This window comes from Clostridioides sp. ZZV14-6009 (assembly GCF_020658095.1).
In the GTDB taxonomy this organism is placed as follows: Bacteria; Bacillota; Clostridia; order Peptostreptococcales; family Peptostreptococcaceae; genus Clostridioides.
Genome location: NZ_JAGWDG010000002.1, coordinates 516184 through 533697, shown reverse-complemented (window position 1 = coordinate 533697; position 17514 = coordinate 516184). Strand labels below are relative to the sequence as shown.

The following is a 17514-nucleotide window of genomic DNA, read 5'->3' as shown; positions in this document are numbered from 1 at the left end:
TTTTGTGTCAATAATTGTTAATGAGGTGATATAACTTGTTAAGATTGTTGAACAAATTTTTTTATGATACTTTACTTAAATGCTGGCTTTTTATGATGCTATGGATTTTTAGAGAACTTTTTACAGAGACAAAATTAGTTAAAAATTTTAAACTTCATAAAATATTTATGTAAAAATCATATAAAATTCATATAACAGATGTATTATATAGAGTATAGAAAGACTAGCTTAAAAACCATAATATAATACCCTATTGTAATGATAACCCTCCCTCACATCCTCAAATAGAGTTATCATTACAAGAATTAATCCATAAATTTAAAATTTATGGTTTTTTTTTATTTAATTTGTTTTATTATCTAGGAATATGATTTATTATAGAATATATAATAAGTAATATAAAATACATTTGATTAAGTTTTTGACATGTTTTTAACTATACTAATAAGGAGGAGTATTTATGAATGTAAATAATCGCAAGTGCCCAGAGTGTGGTGAGCATAGTAAAAAATTTGAAGTAATAGAAGAGAGTGAGGAGTGTGTGACATTTGAATGTTACACTTGTGGAACTATATCTATACTAAAGTATTGTGACAACTGTAAAGAATTTGTATTTGTAAATATTCCAAACAATGTAGAGACATATGAGTATTGTTGCAGTAAATGTAATAATAAGATTTAATATAATTAAAATATATAATTTCATATGTCGTTTATACAAATATCATATAAAATTCATATATGTAATGTATTATAGAAATATAGAAAGAACTAGCTTAAAACATAATATAATTACCCTAAATTTATAATGACAACTCTCCCTCACATCCTCAAATATAGTTGTCATTATAAAATACTTTGGCTGTTTCAAAAATGTAAAATCATTTTAGAAGCAGTCTATTTTTTTGTAAAAAAATAAAGAAGGCAACGGGAAGCCTTCTTTCGTGTAAAAAAAGTTTAATTTTTTGTTAAGATTTGTTTGTTTATTTTATTTTATATTATCTTTATAATATGTTTTTATTTGAAGGTTGGCAATGGATTTTGCACAACTGGTCATTATGAATGTAAAAGTGGAATATTATTAATAAATAATAATTACAAAATTGTAATTATTATTTATTAAGCAAATGCGTAAAATATTACATTAATGGGTATATAATTAATAATATACTAGTTTGGGGAGGATAAAATTATGAATTATAAAACAATCATATTAAATAGAAAGTCTGTTAGAGAATATAAAAAGACAGATATTAAAGAAGAGTATCTTAGTGAGATTAAGAAATACTCAGAATCTTGTAAGAAACTAGTTCCAGAGATAGAAGTTGATATAAGAGTAATGAATAGAAGTGAAGTTTTTGACAATTTAGATAAAATAGCAGGATATAAAGGAAATATGATAGATGCACCAAGTTATATTATAATATTATCTGAAGTAAAAGATAATTACATCGAAAATTCAGGATACATAGGAGAAAATATAATTTTTAAGGTAACAGACCTTGGAATAGGCTCTTGTTGGGTTACTTTTGAGGATAGCAAAAAGGTATTAGATAAACTTGGTATTGACTCAGACAAAGAGGTAACAGGAATTATTGCTATTGGATATGGAGAAAATGCAAGCAATACTAAAGTACTAAATGCTACAAAGACTGGTGAGAATTATTCAAAATCTGATATGCAAGTTGTTTCAGACAATAGTTCTTCTCGTTTAGGTGTAGAAGAAGTAGTTTATATGGATGAGTGGGGAAATAATGCAAATACAAATATATTAGAAGAGAGAGCACTTCTTGATGTATTCCATTATGCAAGATTAGCTCCATCTACATTAAACAGACAGCCATGGAGATTTATAGTTGATGGAGGAGTTGTAGTTTTAGCAGTTAGAAAAGATGGTCATACTAATTTATATGAAGAAAAAATAGATATTGGTATAGTTATGCTTTATTTTGCAACAATAATAAGTGCAACTATGTTTGAGTTAAAATGGAATTTAGGTACTCCAGATAAAGATTATAAAATACCAGAAGAATATAAAATAGTTGGATATTGTAATATATAAAACAGTTTAATATTTAATTTAGTTTTACTTAAATTAATTTCTATAAAGAGTTCAATAACATTATATAGAATAATGTCTTTGAACTCTTTTGTTGTATAATTTAATTTTAGCATTATTAGTTGACAAATTTTATGTAAAAGAGGACTATTAATGTAAATTATTGGATTTGATATAAAGCCAATATAAAATTGATAGCTAAATGAGTAAATGTTATACTTTAAACTGAATCTGTATCTATTTTTGAAATAGTATTTTAAAGCTTACAATTTTGTGCATAGATTGAGAGGTATATTATTTTATTAAACTGTATAATTTGCTTGGAGGGAATGTTAAATGGAATGGATAAATAAATTAAATCAAGCTATTACTTACATTGAAGACAATCTTGAAAGTGGAGTGGATTATGCAGAAGCAGCAAAAATTGCATGTTGTTCCACCTTCCATTTTCAACGAATGTTCTCATATATTGCAGAAGTACCTTTGTCTGAATATATTAGACGTAGACGTATGACTAAGGCAGCACTTGAACTACAAAACAGTAATATCAAAATTTTAGAGCTGTCTGAGAAATATGGTTATGATTCGCCTACATCTTTTAATAGGGCTTTTCAAAACATACATAATATTTCTCCATCTGCTGCTAGAGCGAAAGGCGTTGTTTTAAAAGCATATCCTAGGATAACCTTAACTATTTATGTAAAGGGAAATGTAGAAATGCAATATCGTATTGTGGAAAAAAAGGGATTTCGTATTGTTGGAGTAAAAGAACATATGAATATGATTGTAGAGGAATGTTTCGATAAGGTTCCCAAGTTATGGGCTAAATCTATACAAAATGGAATGGTTGAAAAACTTTTGAAATTAATAAATCATGAACCTTATGGATTACTTGGAGTCAGTACATGTATGAATGGAAAGGACTTAGACTATTATATTGCTGCACCAACAGATAGACATACTTTAGAAAATACTTATGAATATTTTATACCATCAGGTACATGGGCAGTATTTGAATGTGTTTCTCCAATGCCAAATGCTACTGCTATACAGGAATTGCAAAAAAGAATTATTACTGAATGGCTACCAAGTTCTGGGTATGAGTATGCTAGTTTACCAGATATAGAACTTTATCCTAAAGGTGATATTAATGCTCCTGATTATACAGTAGAAGTTTGGATTCCAATTAAGAAACAAATTCAAAACTAGAGAAATAAGATGAAATTTTAAAATAGCAGACTAAAAATAGTCTGTTATTTTTTGTGAAATATGGAAAGTAAACTTTACATAAAATGAAATGATTTAAGGTGATAAATGTGAAAAATAGATTAGAAGAAATAAGAAAAAAGAAAGGGATAAAGCAAGAAGAGCTTGCCATTGCCTTACAAGTCTCAAGACAAACTATTGGTTCATTAGAAAATGGCAGATATAACCCATCAATTATTTTAGCATTTAAAATAGCAAGATATTTTGATATGAGTATTGAAGAAATATTTATTTATGAGGAGGAGTAAAAATGAAAAAGAACAGATTATATATAGGTATTGTTTATCTTGTTTTTGGAGTTTTATTTATTTTATTAGCTACATTGACAGAATTTTCATTTGAAGCTTTTATATGGGGACTTGCTGGAGCATCTTTAGGTCCTGGAATATGTATGATACTCCAGTATATATATTGGAGTAAACCTGAAAGGGCTAAAGAATATGAGAAAAAGGTAGAAAATCAAATAATAGAGATGAATGATGAGAGAAGAGTTATGTTACGTGATAAATCTGGACGTATTACCAACCAAATTATGTCTTATGTTTTAGTGATTATTATATTTATAGTATCTATATTAGTGTATTCTCAGTAATGGTAATAAGTAAATGGGTTTTAATTGGGCTTGGGTTACTTCTTTTATTTCAATTTATTTGTAGCGTAGTTGTATATAATAAATTGGATAAAAAGTTGTAATAAAAAATTAAAAATCACAATAAAAATATTAACGTTTTAAGTTTTAGATTTTTAAGATAATTTCAGATGATATCTTTAATAATTATATATACAAATTTATAAAAAGCCACAAGTATATATTATATTTTGTGGCTTTTTTATAGATAAAGATTATATAGGCTTTAAAGAAAAATATTGTAGTACTTTATTTCAGAGTAATTTCTATATGCTTTTAAAGGGATTAATCTTCATATAAATCGCCACTGTTTTCTTTATTAAGAGTTCCATCCAATTCAACCATTAGAAATTTTGTAAGTTTTTTAACTACAGGTCTATGTAGTGTATTTTTGGGTACAATAATAAATTCTCCTTCCTCAACTTTTGTTAATCCTTCTTGAGTTTCTAACTCAAACTCTCCTTCGATTACATAAAATAGTTCATCTGATTTTTCATGAATATGAAAATCTAAGCTTCTATTTGCCACTTGAACAACACTTAGTACATTATTATTGATAATTCCTATTTTTTTATAGATGTATAGTTGTTCGATATTATTTACTTCTTTAATTATATTAGATTTTGTTAACATTATAAGCCTCCTGTAATTATTGGTTTTATTTGACTTTTAGTATATGTATATGCTAACATTTATTTGACTATTTGTTAAATAGATTGATTAGATTATATCAATCTTAAATTTAGATAATACTGGAGGTGTCATAAATATGGAGTTAAAACATCTGAAGACCTTTTTAACACTTAGTAAAATCAAAAATTTTACTAAAACTGCTGAATATCTTAATTATGCACAATCAAATATTACGACTCAGATACAGCAACTAGAAAAAGAATTAGATGTACGTCTTTTTGAGCGTATAGGAAAAAGTGTAACACTAACTAGAGAAGGAGAAATGTTAATTCCCTATGCAAAAAAAATGATTCTACTTTCATCTGATATTAAAAATATGTATGAAAACCACACTGATTCAGGGCGTATTGTTATTGGGGCTTCAGAATCTATTTGTATTTTTAAACTACCTGAAATTATTAAAATATATAAAGAGAAATATCCTGATGTTGATTTGTTTTTGAAGACTTTGGATTCATCTGATTTTATTCCATTACTTGCAGACAATACAATTGATGTTGCGTTTATCCTTGATTCTCCTGTTACTGATAAGTCTGTTGTTTCTGTATTGAAAAATGATGAGCCAATATGTATTTTATCTGCTCCAGATAGTAAACTAGTGTTAAAAGAAAATGTGTCTATTCAAGACTTTCAAGATATTCCTTTTATTTTAACAGGGGAGGGCTGTTGTTATCGAAGTCTATTTGAAAAAGAATTATCTGAATCAGCTGTAGTTCCTAAAATAGTTCTTGAAACAGGGAGTATTCAGGTAATTAAGCAAACAGTGCTTAGTGGTCTTGGATTGTGTCTTCTCCCAGAGCTTGCAGTAGAGAAAGAATTAAAAAGGCATGAATTAATTAAGGTTCCATATTCTACAAACTATAACATTGTTTCTCAACTCATTTATCATAAAGATAAGTGGATGTCTAAGAATCTTTGTGATTTTATTTCTATTGTTAAACAGATGCACTAGAGTATTTTTAAATTGGTTATGTTACACGAATTGAAAATATAGACTACTTTAAAGCAGTCATAATTGCATATTTTGGATAAGTTGAAGTTTACTGAATAAAAGCTAGAAACAAATCAAAAATCATTTATTTCCATACATAATATTGAAAGTAAAAGAATAAGTTTTAATGAATATTTAGGGAATATGGCAATAAAAAAGCTCTTTAGTCTAAACCAAAGAGTTTTAATTTATTGGTGCCGCTGATGGGACTCGAACCCATATGGTTTCCCGTACGATTTTGAGTCGTATGCGTCTGCCAGTTCCGCCACAGCGGCTTATATTTTAAATCCAAACTACTTGTATATCCTACCAGATTTTCTGAGAACATGCAAGAGGAATATTGAATACAAAACACTCATTAAACTGTCAAAATATCATAAATACTAGCATTTTCTTACGCAAACTTATGAATCAACACAGTTGATTTTGAGTTAATTGCATCTACCAATTCCATCACTCGGTCATGTCATGTTTATTATTATAGCAAAAAAATATATTGTTTGCAACATATTTAATTTTAATATACTATTATTATTATGGGAATATTAAATAATAGCATATTGGTATATAATATATATGTTACAAAAATAGAGAATCTTTAGGAGTGATATAATTTGGAAAAAAAATTAATTATAATAGATGGAAATTCAATAATAAATAGAGCATTTTATGCTTTGCCAGAAATGAATAATAAAGAAGGCTTAAAAACTAATGCTATATACGGATTTACGACAATGTTGTTTAAAATAATAGATATATATAAACCAACACATATAAGTGTAGCTTTTGATAGAAAAGCACCTACATTTAGACACTTAGAGTATAAAGAGTATAAAGCAGGAAGAAAGGGAATGCCAGATGAATTAGCGGAGCAATTACAGCCACTAAAAGACCTTTTAGATAAATTTAAAATAAATAGATTAGAAATAGATGGTTATGAAGCTGATGATATTATAGGAACTGTTTCTAAAAAAGCAGAGGATAATGGATATAAGGTATACATAGTAACTGGAGATAAAGATGCCATTCAACTTGCTTCAGATAAGACTACTACTCTTATAACAAAAAAGGGTGTAGGAGAAGTTGAAGAATATGACTTTAACTCTGTAATTGAAAAATATGAAATGACTCCAACTCAGTTTATTGACTTAAAAGGGCTTATGGGAGATAAGTCAGATAACATACCAGGAGTACCTGGAATAGGAGAAAAAACAGGAATAAAACTTATAAAAGAGTTTTCTAGCATAGAGAATTTAATAGAAAATACAGATAAACTTAAAGGAAGTGTAAAAAAGAAGATAGAAGAAAATAAAGAAATAGCCATTCAAAGTAAAAGACTTGCAACAATTATAAGGGATGTACCAATAGAAGTAAATTTAGATAGTATGATTTTTGGCGATTATGATAAAGATGAACTTTTAGATAAGTTTAGATATTTTGGATTTACAAGTCTTTTATCAAGATTAGTTGATTTGGTTGACTCAGATGATACTGAACAAGTAGAAGAAAAAATAGAAATATTAAAATTAAAAGATATAGATAAATTTATAGACGAAGTAAATAAAAAAGGACAAGTTATTTTAAAAACTGTTAGAGGACAAGGTAATATACTTGAAAAAAATATAATATATATCTTTATAAGTGTAGATGGAGAAAAAATATATTATATAGATTCAGATGAGATGACAAAATTAGATGGTATACTTTCAAATAAAGAAATCAAGAAATTTGGATATAATTTAAAGGATGATTATATATCTTTAAAGCCATATAATATAAACTTGGAAAATATAAATTTTGATATAACAATAGCTGAGTATTTAATAGATTCTACTTCATCTACCTCATATGACTGTAGTGCTATAGCTATGAAATACTTATCAAAAAAAGTTAAATCAAAAGAAGAATTACTAGGTAAAGGTGTTAAATCTAAGAACTACGAAGATTTAGAATTTGAAGAGTTGGCTGAGTATATGGGGCAAATAATATGCACAGTTAAAGAAACAATTCCTATGATGGAAAGAAGTTTAATCGATATGAGTATGGATGGTCTTTTTTATCATGTAGAAATGCCTTTAGTGGAAGTTTTAGGACATATGGAGTATGAAGGTATAAAAGTAGATAAGAGTATATTAGATGACCTAAGCATTGAGTTTAAAGAAATAATTTCTACACTAGAAAAGGAAATCTATGAATTATCAGGAGAGCCATTTAATATAAATTCACCAAAACAATTAGGTGTTATATTGTTTGAAAAATTAGAACTTCCAATAATCAAAAAAACTAAGACTGGATACTCAACTAATGCAGATGTTTTAGAAAAATTAAGGGATAAACATCCAATAATCGATAAAATAACTGAGTATAGACAAATAGTAAAGCTGAATTCTACTTATGTTGAAGGTCTTCTAAACATAATAAATCCAGAAAGTAATAGAATTCATTCATCATTTAATCAAACTATAACAACTACTGGAAGAATTTCATCTACAGAACCAAATCTTCAAAATATACCTATAAAAATGGAAATGGGTAGAAAAATAAGAAAGGTGTTTATTGCAGATGAAAATTGTAAGCTAGTTGACGCCGATTACTCACAAGTAGAACTTAGAGTTCTTGCACATATGAGTCAAGATGAAAATATGATAGAAGCATTCAAACATAATGAAGATATTCATACTAAAACAGCTTCACAAGTTTTTAATGTTTCTATGGAAGATGTAACTAGTGAGCTAAGAGGTGCAGCTAAGGCAGTAAACTTTGGTATTATATATGGTAAAAGTGATTTTGGATTGGCGGATGATTTAAATATACCTGTTCCAAAAGCAAAAGAGTATATAGAAAGTTATTTTGCTAAATATCATAAGATAAAAGAGTTTATGGACACTACAGTAGAAAAGGCTAGTGAAGATGGTTATGCTGTGACTATCTTAAACAGAAGGAGATATATACCAGAAATAAAGTCTAGCAATTTTATGGAGCGAAATAGAGGGAAGAGATTTGCAATGAATGCACCAATACAAGGAAGTGCAGCAGATATAATAAAGATTGCTATGATAAATGTTCACAAAAAGTTAGAAGAAAATAATTTGAAATCAAAACTTATACTACAAGTTCATGATGAATTGATAGTTGAAGCAATTGACGATGAAATAGATATAGTTAAAAAAATTGTAAAAGATGAAATGGAAAATGCTGTAAATATGGATGTTCACTTAGATGTAGATTTAAATGTTGGTAGTTCGTGGTATGAGACAAAGTAGGTGATTTTATGTTGATATTAGGACTTACAGGAGGAATAGGCTGTGGAAAAAGCAGCCTATCAAATATATTTAGAAAATTTAACATTACTATAGTGGATGCAGATATTATATCTAGACAAATATTTGATGATAAGTTGTTATTAGAAGCAGTATTTAAACATTTTGGTCGAAATATAAAAAAGGATGATGGGACTTTAGATAGAAAAGCTCTTGGGAAAATAGTTTTTAATGACGAAGAAAAACTTAATGAGTTAAATAATCTGACACATCCAATAATAAGAGAAAAAATAATAAGTGATATAGAAGAAGCCAGAAAAAAAGGCGAAAAGATAGTAATATTAGATGCAGCAATATTAGTAGAAAGTGGATTTTTGGAAATAGTAGATAAGCTATTAGTGGTTACTTGTAAACAAGAAGTACAAATTAGCCGAATACAAAAGAGAGATAATTGTAGTAAACAAGAAGCACTTAGCAGAATAAATTCACAAATGAGTCAGGAAGAAAAATCCAAATATGGTGATTATATAATAGATAATTCGGGAACAATAACTGAATTAGAGAATAAAGTATACAAATTTATTGAATACATGAAGGAGAATTGGCGTGAATAATAAGAAAGTATTGATTCTATCTATTTTTATAATCTTATTTGGGGCACTATTAATGGAAAGTAAAATAATACATAAGTTTTTGTATCCTAAAAAATACTCAGAGTATGTAGAAAAATATTCTAAAGAATTTAATTTAGATGAAAATATAGTTTACAGTGTCATAAAAGCAGAAAGTAAGTTTAATAGCTCTGCTGTTTCAAAAAAAGAGGCCAAAGGGTTAATGCAAATACTAGACATGACTAGAGATTGGGGAGCGGAAGAACTGAATCTAGAAAATATCGATATTTTTGACCCAGAAACTAACATAAGAATTGGTTGTTGGTATTTAAATAAATTATATAAAGAATTTGGTTCATTGGATTTAGTAATAGCTGCGTATAATGGTGGTTCAGGTAATGTAAAGAAATGGTTAGAAAATAACGAATATAGTAAAGATGGAAAGAATCTACATGATATACCTTTTGAACAAACTTCAAAGTATGTAGAAAAAGTAAAAAATAATTATAAAAATTATAATAAGATATATGGCGAGAAGGGGAAAAACTAATGAAGAAAATAAAAGTCTTAACAGTAATTTTAGCTATAACTCTTATGATAGTTGGTTGTAGTAATACAAAAACAAAACAAAGTAGTAGCGAATCAAGTATTAAAAGTCAAAGCTCTATAGATGCCAAATATATAAACTTAACGATGGTGACTCCTAAGACTATAAACCCTATAACAAATACTGATAAGTCTGTTGGCTACATAATGAACTTAATCTATGATGGTTTGTTTACAATAGATGAAAACTATAATGTAACTCCTCAGTTAGTGAAGGAGTACAATATAGCTCAAGATGGAATGAGTATAGATATAAAGCTAAACGATGCAAAATGGCATGATGGAAAAGCTGTTACTTCAAATGATGTAAACTATACAATTGGTTTAATTCAAAAAAGTGCAGAAAGTCCATATAATGAATTTACAAAAAATATAGCTTCTGTAAATATTAAATCAGATAAAGATTTTACAATAAAATTTAAAGCTAAATATGCTTTTTCTATTGATAGTTTAATTTTTCCAATAGTATCTCAAAATCATTTAGATTCAAAAGATGTAAATGACAAAAATAATAATATGATAGGAAATGGGAAATATAAAATAGAATCATATACAGAAAGAGAAGGAATGATTTTATCTGTGAACAAGGATTACTATGAAGAAGTTCCTAAAGCTATGAAAAATGTAAAAGTGGGAATGGTTCCTAATGAAGATGCTAGAACATCTATGGTTATGGCTCTTGATAGTGATATAACAAATGTTACACTGAATGATTTGAGCAAATTTCAAGAAAAAGAGTTTAATATAACAAAATATCAAGGTAGGGATTATGAATGTGTATTATTTAATTACAATAATTCTTTTTTTAAGGATGTCAATTTTAGAAAAGCAATTGCACATTCTATAAATAAAAATAGAATTATTAGTGAAGGTTATATGGATGATGCAACTCCTGTTAATTTTCCACTTAACTCAAAATCAAAATATTATAGCAGTGATGTGAAAGATTTAGAATACAATAAAGATAAAGCAATTGAGTATCTTAATAAAATAGAATATGCAAATATAAATGCAGTGAATACAAAAAATGATAAAGTAGATAAAAAACAAAAAAAATCAGCTAAAAAAAATACAAAAAAACTTACTGCTGAAGAACAAAAAAAGGCTGAACAAGAAGAAGCTGAGAGAGTAAAAAAAGAAGCTGAAGATAAAAAAAATAAAGAAAAAGAGGAAGTAAAGAAAAGACTTTCTGAAATGAATTTAAAAATAATAGTAAATAAAGATAATAGTGAGAGGCTAAAAACATCACATATAATAAGTGAAAACCTAAAAGCTATAGGAATAAACAATACAATAAATCAGTTATCAGATAAAGAAATGGAAAGTGCGCTTAATTCTAAAAATTACGATTTAGCATTGGTAGGGTGGAATTTATCGAGCGTACCAGATGTAAGTAGTATAATAGCAAGCAGTGGATATACTGATGATAAGTTAAATGGATATATGTCTGCACTGACAAGTTCTGCATCTGAAATTGAAACAAAGAAAGCATATAAAGTTGTACAGAAGTATGTTAGAGACAATGCAACATTTATCAGTTTAGCTATTAGAAACAACTATATTGTAAGCAATAGTAGACTAAAAGGAAAAATTACTCCAAATGAATTTGATGTATATGAGGGAATCTCTAACTTAGATATAAGCTCAAATGAATCAAAATAAATTAAATGATTAATTTATATTTAAAAAATTTAAACTGTATGATAAAATACCCTTGTAGGGTATAAGGAGGTAATTGATATGAAAAAGAAACTATTAGTAGAAGGTATGAGTTGTGGACACTGTGTAAATCATCTTAAAACTGCATTAACAGAAGATATAGATGGTGTTGAAGTTTTAGATGTAGATTTAGAAAATAAATGTGCATCTGTAGACATGAAAGATGATGTGTCAGTTGATAAGTTAAAAGAAGTAATAGCAGAGTTAGGTTTTGAATTAAAAGGAATTGAATAAAAAAATAATAAAATAAAAAAAGACCTCTATTGGGGGAGTAATAGAGGTCTAAAAATGGGGGAGATTGAGTATGTTTGATTTTACATTACTATTATCTCCCCTTTTAAATTAATATATACATAAAAAGTAAAAAATTTCGAGAAAGATTCACATTTCTTAAACTTTTTGAATATACTATAAATAGCTAAGGGAGGGAGTATCATGGAGTCTAGAGGATATAAAGAAGATTTAAAAAAAATGATACTTGATATGGCCCACAAAGAACTTGAGAGTTATGTATCACAAAAAGGAGCAAAAAAATACTTTGAAGGTAATTTGGATAAAGTTATTAATAATAATATAAAAAAATTCAATCAAAGTATCGGTCTTAATAGAGTATATTTAAAAATGTTAAAAAAGTGTGCATATCAAGAAAGTGTAACTTCGATATCAAGAACCATCAAAAAAGAAACATTATTTAAATCAAAAAAAGAGCTATTTGCTTTTTCAGAGTACTTAAAGCTTAATGTTAATAAGCGACTTTCATATAATCAGATTTTAAGAAAAATATCAAGGTATATATACTATAATAGAAATTCATATGCTCAAAAATACGTTACTTTCAAAAGAGGAGATGAAGAATATCTTTTAGAACCTGAGAAAATAAAAGATGAATTGATATCAAGCTATAGGTCAAAAACTAGAGAAGATATGAAATCAATAGCAAAACTTTTAGATATAGAAATAGAGGAAGATTATAGTGCTGAAGATATTAGAAAAAAAGTAATAAACTATATTATAAAAGAAAAAATTAAAAATTAAATATAAAAATTTTAAAAAATAAGTTCTATTATTTTACACAATCAAGATAACTTGAGTACAACTTTTTCATGTGTTTAATAGAACTTATTCTTTTTTTGACATATTCTTTTAAATAATTTAATGCTACTTAGGTATTACACAGCATTATTCAAATTTTTAACTTAATTTGATTTAAATAAAGTTATAATAATGATATAATATAAAAAAAGTAAAAATTGGAGAGTGATTTCAAAATGAAGTTTAGTTTTTGCCATAACAATTTTAATGTTACTAACTTAGAAAAAAGTTTGAATTTTTATGATAAAGCTTTAGGTCTAAAAGAAGTAAATCGTAAAGAAGCAGAAGATGGAAGTTTTATACTAGTTTATTTAGGAGATGGGATTACTAGCCATACATTAGAGTTAACTTGGCTTAGAGATTGGGATAGACCATATAATTTAGGGGATAATGAGTTCCATTTGGCTTTAGAAGTTGAAGAGTTTGATGAGGCAAAAAAACTTCATAAAGACTTAGATTGTATATGTTTTGAAAATGAAAGTATGGGAATTTATTTTATAGCGGACCCAGATAATTATTGGATTGAAATACTTCCTAAGAATCATTAATTTTAAGAATATAATTATAATTTCTTTACAATTAATAATAGAATAAGTTATCATTAAAATATAGTTCTTAAAAATGGATAATAGTGGTATGACTTTATGATTATAAAAATATGTTGGGGGGAGTGATAGTAGTGAAGAAAGCTATAACGGCTTTAGGGATTGGAGCAGTAGCAGTATCTGTTAGTTCTATACATGCAAGTGCTCTTGAAAAGGGAGTTGTGACAGCTAGTGCTTTAAATATAAGAAGCGGGCCAAGTGCTGATTGTGACAAAGTAGCAAAGTTATACAAGGGAAAAACTGTAGAAATTTTAGAAAAATCTAATGGATGGTATAAAGTAAGAGTATCAAGTTCTGTTGTTGGCTGGGGAAGTGCAAAATACATATCGACAAGTGGTTCATCTGGAAGCACTTCAAACCAAAATAATTCAACATCAAGTGGAACATCTATTAGTGGAAATGGAAAAGTAAATGTCAGTTCTAGATTAAATATAAGAAGTGGTGCAGGTACAAACTATTCATTAGTTGGTAAAGCAAATAATGGAGATGTAGTAAAGCTATTAGAACAAAGTAATGGATGGTATAAAATAAAACTATCAAATGGAGTTACTGGATGGGCTAGTAGTCAGTATATCTCAAAAACATCAGAAGATGTTGGAACGAATAATTCTAATTCAAGTAATACTAATAACAATAATAACGACACTGATAAAAATCAATCTAGTGAAGTATCGCTTGAAGGCAAGAAGGGGAAAGTAACATCTACTGTAAGTTTAAATGTAAGAAGCGGCCCTGGGACAAGCTATTCTGTAATAGGAAAATTAAGTGGTGGAGATGTTGTTGAGCTAAAAGCTAAAAATAATGGATGGTATAAAGTGAAATTATCAAATGGGACAACTGGATGGGTAAGTTCTAGTTATATTTCTGAGACTAATGAAGGATTAAAAGAAAACTCTAGCTCATCGTCTAATAGTAATTCCCAATCTAATAGTAATTCAAACTCTTCATCTATTGGAAATTCAGATAAATCGACTGTGAATGGTTCAAAAGTAGTAGACTTTGCATATACCCTTATTGGAATACCATATCAATGGGGGGCATCAGGTCCAGATAAGTTTGATTGTTCTGGATTTACACAGTATGTTTTTAAACACTCAGTTGGACTTTCTATCCCAAGAGTTTCTAGAGAGCAAGCTCAATTTGGAAGTGCAGTTTCTATGGGTAACTATGCACCAGGAGATTTAGTTTACTTTGATACTGATGGAGATGGAGCAACGAACCATGTCGGTATATATGTAGGCAATAGTAAGTTTATACATTGTAGTGGAACTCAAACTAATCCTAATAAGGTTAAAGTGGACAATTTGACTACTTCATATTGGTCTAAAGCATTACTTGGAGCAAGAAGATTTGCTTAGTAGATATAATTTTTATTAAAAAATTAAAATAAATAAGTTTTCTATTCATAAATTGAGACTCTTAAAAATATACTTTATTAATAATATAATTTTGGGAGGGGACAAACTAATGAATAGAAGAAAGACGATATACAGAGGATTTAATAATAATAGACATAAGATAGATGTGCGTAAGTATATAATAACTATTGCTTGTTTATGTTTAATTGGCTATTATTCTTATACAAAAATAAAAGATAGCAAGATGTTAGAGTATATATCAGCTAAAATACCATTTCTAAATAGTTCATCAGATATAACTTATAAAGATATATCTGATGAATTAAATGCCATAAAAAATGGAAAAAAATCTAAATCGCAAACCAATTCAAAGGATAATCAAAATAATAGTTCAGAAAAAGCAGTAAATAATACTAAGGAACCAGAAAAAGTAAAATTAGCTACTATTGAAGGATGGGATATATATACTATCCAAGTTGCTGCAATAGATAATGATGATGATTTGAAAAAAATACAAACATCATTAGTTAGTAGCGATATACCTTTTTCAGTTATGGAGAAAGATGGAGTAAAAAAAATACAAACATACTCTTCTTTTGATGAAAATGAAGTTAGAAAACATATGAGTTCTATAAGAAAAGTATTTCCAGATGCGTTTTTATCTCATTTAGATGCACCTATGCTATCTTTAGAATATACAAGTAATTATGCTTATATAGATAGTATATCAAAAGAGTTAAATAAATTAATAACAAACTTTAAAGAAGAATCAAGTTTTTGGTCGAATGATGAAAATAATGTAGATATGGAAAAATATAATACTATTTTGACAAATAGAAAGGCAATATCACAAAATATATCAAAAGAAGCGGAAAAGATTGATTATTCTGAAATGCGTTTATTTAAAGATAATTTAATTGGTTATGTAAACAACATAAACGAAAAAATTGATACTGCCTCAAAAGCAGCAAATGAAGAAAAATATAGTGTAAGTAAAAGTCTACTTTTATCATCTATGCAAGAGTATTCTTTGTTTATAAATTCTATAAAATAAAATACAGAAAATTTAGACTTTAGAAAGCTATAGGAAAAGGATTGTTTAATAAGACAATCCTTTTCCTCGTTTTAACTTAATAAAGAGGCATTGATTTATAAAATAAATTATAAAAATAGGGATATTTTTTTAACAATTGTTAAGATTTTTTAATATATATAGTATACTTATAGAAGGCAGAAAAAATGTTTTTTTATAGATAAGGGGGTAAAACAATGAAACTCTTAACTTTTAAGGGAGGGATACATCCTCCATATAGAAAAGAGTACTCTAACACAAAGGCACTTGAAAAAGCTCAAGCTCCAAAGATAGTTTACATTCCTCTTCAACAACATATAGGGGCACCAGCTAAACCTATTGTTGAAGTTGGTGATGAAGTAAAGTTTGGGCAGAAAATAGGTGAACAGCAAGGTTTCGTTTCATGTAACGTTCATTCTTCAGTATCAGGTAAAGTTATTGCTATTGAACAACATGAAGTACCAGGTGGTTCAGCTCAATGTGTAGTTATAGAAAATGACTTCAAGGAAGAATTACATGAAAGTGTTCAACCAAAAGGTCAGTTAGAGGATTTGAGCAAAGAAGACATAGTAGGTATCATAAAAGAGGCAGGAATAGTAGGTATGGGTGGAGCTACATTCCCTAACCATGTAAAAGTATCTCCTCCACCAGATAGTAAAGCAGAAGTAGTTATATTAAATGGGGCAGAATGTGAGCCATATTTAACTGCAGACCACAGATTAATGGTGGAAAACCCAGAAGATGTTGTATTTGGTTTAAGAGCATTAATGAAAGTATTAGATGTTAAAAAAGGATTTATAGGAATTGAAACAAATAAACCAGATGCTATAGAAGCAATTCAAAATGTAGCTAAAGATTATAGTGAAATCGAAGTTGTTGGCCTTCAAGTGAAATATCCACAAGGAGCAGAAAAACAACTTATTTATGCGTGTACAGGTAAGGAAGTTCCATCAGGCGGATTGCCAATAGCAGCAGGTGCAGTTGTTGACAACGTTGCCACAGCAGCTCAAATAGCTAAATCTATTAAAACAGGTATGCCTTTGGTAGAAAGAATTACTACAATAACAGGTAGTTGTATCAAAGAACCTAAAAACCTAATAACAAAAGTTGGTACATTAGTTTCAGAAATAATAGACCAATGTGGTGGTTTTAAAGAAGGTAAAAAAGTTGGTAAAGTTATAATGGGTGGACCTATGATGGGTATGACTCAATATACTATTGAAATAGCAACTAATAAAGGTTCTTCAGGAATTTTATGTTTAGATGAAGAAGAATCACGTACACCAGATGTTCAAAATTGTTTAAGATGTGGAAGATGTACAGATGTATGTCCATCATTCTTACAACCACTTTTCATAAGTGCATATTCTTTGAAGGAAGATTATGACACAGCTGAATATCATAGAGCTATGGATTGTATAGAATGTGGGTCTTGTTCATTTATTTGTCCAGCAAGAAGACCATTACTTCAATCTATAAGATCAGCAAAAAGAGAAATAGGAGCAAAGAGAAGAAAGCAAGCTGCTCAGAAATAAAGAAAGTTAAGGGGGAAAA

17 protein-coding genes and 1 tRNA gene are annotated in these 17514 nt (G+C 28.0%); 16 read left to right on the top strand and 2 right to left on the bottom strand.

The genetic code is table 11. The features are described from left to right. Positions 1-460 precede the first annotated feature (460 nt). The 5 genes from KGF36_RS05820 (at position 461) to KGF36_RS05800 (ending at position 3917) form a co-directional block, all read left to right on the top strand. On the top strand, positions 461-682 hold the full coding sequence (locus tag KGF36_RS05820; protein ID WP_227827053.1) for a hypothetical protein: 222 nt from the start codon (positions 461-463) through the stop codon (positions 680-682). Between the two features lie 510 nt (positions 683-1192). After that, a complete protein-coding gene (locus KGF36_RS05815) occupies positions 1193-2062 on the top strand; it encodes a nitroreductase family protein (RefSeq protein WP_227854597.1) in 870 nt (289 codons plus the stop codon). A 333-nt stretch (positions 2063-2395) separates the two neighbouring features. Beyond that, on the top strand, positions 2396-3268 hold the full coding sequence (locus tag KGF36_RS05810; protein WP_227827055.1) for an AraC family transcriptional regulator: 873 nt from the start codon (positions 2396-2398) through the stop codon (positions 3266-3268). A gap of 107 nt (positions 3269-3375) precedes the next feature. After that, the gene (locus KGF36_RS05805) at positions 3376-3573 is read left to right on the top strand and encodes a helix-turn-helix transcriptional regulator (RefSeq protein WP_227434059.1); all 198 of its coding nucleotides are present in this window, start codon (positions 3376-3378) and stop codon (positions 3571-3573) included. Between the two features lie 2 nt (positions 3574-3575). After that, the gene (locus KGF36_RS05800; protein WP_227854596.1) at positions 3576-3917 is read left to right on the top strand and encodes a hypothetical protein; all 342 of its coding nucleotides are present in this window, start codon (positions 3576-3578) and stop codon (positions 3915-3917) included. Positions 3918-4238: 321 nt separating this feature from the next. On the opposite strand, the gene KGF36_RS05795 is transcribed toward KGF36_RS05800, so the two are convergent. After that, positions 4239-4586, bottom strand: coding sequence for a cupin domain-containing protein (locus KGF36_RS05795; RefSeq protein ID WP_227827057.1), 348 nt, complete (start codon positions 4584-4586; stop codon positions 4239-4241). Between the two features lie 136 nt (positions 4587-4722). On the opposite strand from KGF36_RS05795, the gene KGF36_RS05790 reads away from it, so the two are divergent. Then, a complete protein-coding gene (locus tag KGF36_RS05790) occupies positions 4723-5598 on the top strand; it encodes a LysR family transcriptional regulator (protein WP_227854595.1) in 876 nt (291 codons plus the stop codon). A gap of 231 nt (positions 5599-5829) precedes the next feature. Here KGF36_RS05790 and KGF36_RS05785 read toward each other — a convergent pair. Then, a tRNA-Leu gene (locus tag KGF36_RS05785) sits at positions 5830-5912 on the bottom strand. Positions 5913-6251: 339 nt separating this feature from the next. On the opposite strand from KGF36_RS05785, the gene polA reads away from it, so the two are divergent. The 10 genes from polA to rsxC all read left to right on the top strand — a co-directional run bounded on the left by polA (position 6252) and on the right by rsxC (position 17495). Continuing rightward, positions 6252-8900, top strand: coding sequence for a DNA polymerase I (polA, locus tag KGF36_RS05780; protein WP_227827059.1), 2649 nt, complete (start codon positions 6252-6254; stop codon positions 8898-8900). An 8-nt stretch (positions 8901-8908) separates the two neighbouring features. Continuing rightward, complete coding sequence (gene coaE / locus KGF36_RS05775; protein WP_227827060.1) at positions 8909-9511, top strand: dephospho-CoA kinase; 603 nt, start codon at positions 8909-8911, stop codon at positions 9509-9511. Then, positions 9504-10058: a lytic transglycosylase domain-containing protein gene (locus KGF36_RS05770; protein ID WP_227827061.1), complete on the top strand. Its 555-nt coding sequence runs from the start codon at positions 9504-9506 to the stop codon at positions 10056-10058. Before coaE ends, KGF36_RS05770 begins: the two co-directional genes overlap by 8 nt. Beyond that, the gene (locus tag KGF36_RS05765) at positions 10058-11776 is read left to right on the top strand and encodes an ABC transporter substrate-binding protein (RefSeq protein WP_227827062.1); all 1719 of its coding nucleotides are present in this window, start codon (positions 10058-10060) and stop codon (positions 11774-11776) included. Before KGF36_RS05770 ends, KGF36_RS05765 begins: the two co-directional genes overlap by 1 nt. Positions 11777-11854: 78 nt before the next feature. Further along, positions 11855-12067, top strand: coding sequence for a heavy-metal-associated domain-containing protein (locus KGF36_RS05760; protein ID WP_227434065.1), 213 nt, complete (start codon positions 11855-11857; stop codon positions 12065-12067). Positions 12068-12268: 201 nt separating this feature from the next. After that, a complete protein-coding gene (locus tag KGF36_RS05755; protein ID WP_227827063.1) occupies positions 12269-12868 on the top strand; it encodes a hypothetical protein in 600 nt (199 codons plus the stop codon). A gap of 233 nt (positions 12869-13101) precedes the next feature. After that, positions 13102-13473 carry a VOC family protein gene (locus tag KGF36_RS05750; protein WP_227827064.1) on the top strand — a complete coding sequence of 124 codons (372 nt, stop codon included), beginning with the start codon at positions 13102-13104 and terminating at the stop codon, positions 13471-13473. A gap of 131 nt (positions 13474-13604) precedes the next feature. Beyond that, positions 13605-14888 (top strand): C40 family peptidase, encoded by a 1284-nt coding sequence (locus tag KGF36_RS05745; protein WP_227827065.1) that lies wholly within the window; start codon positions 13605-13607, stop codon positions 14886-14888. Positions 14889-14997: 109 nt separating this feature from the next. Further along, on the top strand, positions 14998-15942 hold the full coding sequence (locus KGF36_RS05740; protein ID WP_227827066.1) for a hypothetical protein: 945 nt from the start codon (positions 14998-15000) through the stop codon (positions 15940-15942). A 215-nt stretch (positions 15943-16157) separates the two neighbouring features. Next, entirely contained in the window at positions 16158-17495 is a 1338-nt protein-coding gene (rsxC, locus tag KGF36_RS05735) for an electron transport complex subunit RsxC (protein ID WP_227827067.1), read from the top strand. The last annotated feature ends 19 nt before the right edge of the window (positions 17496-17514 follow it).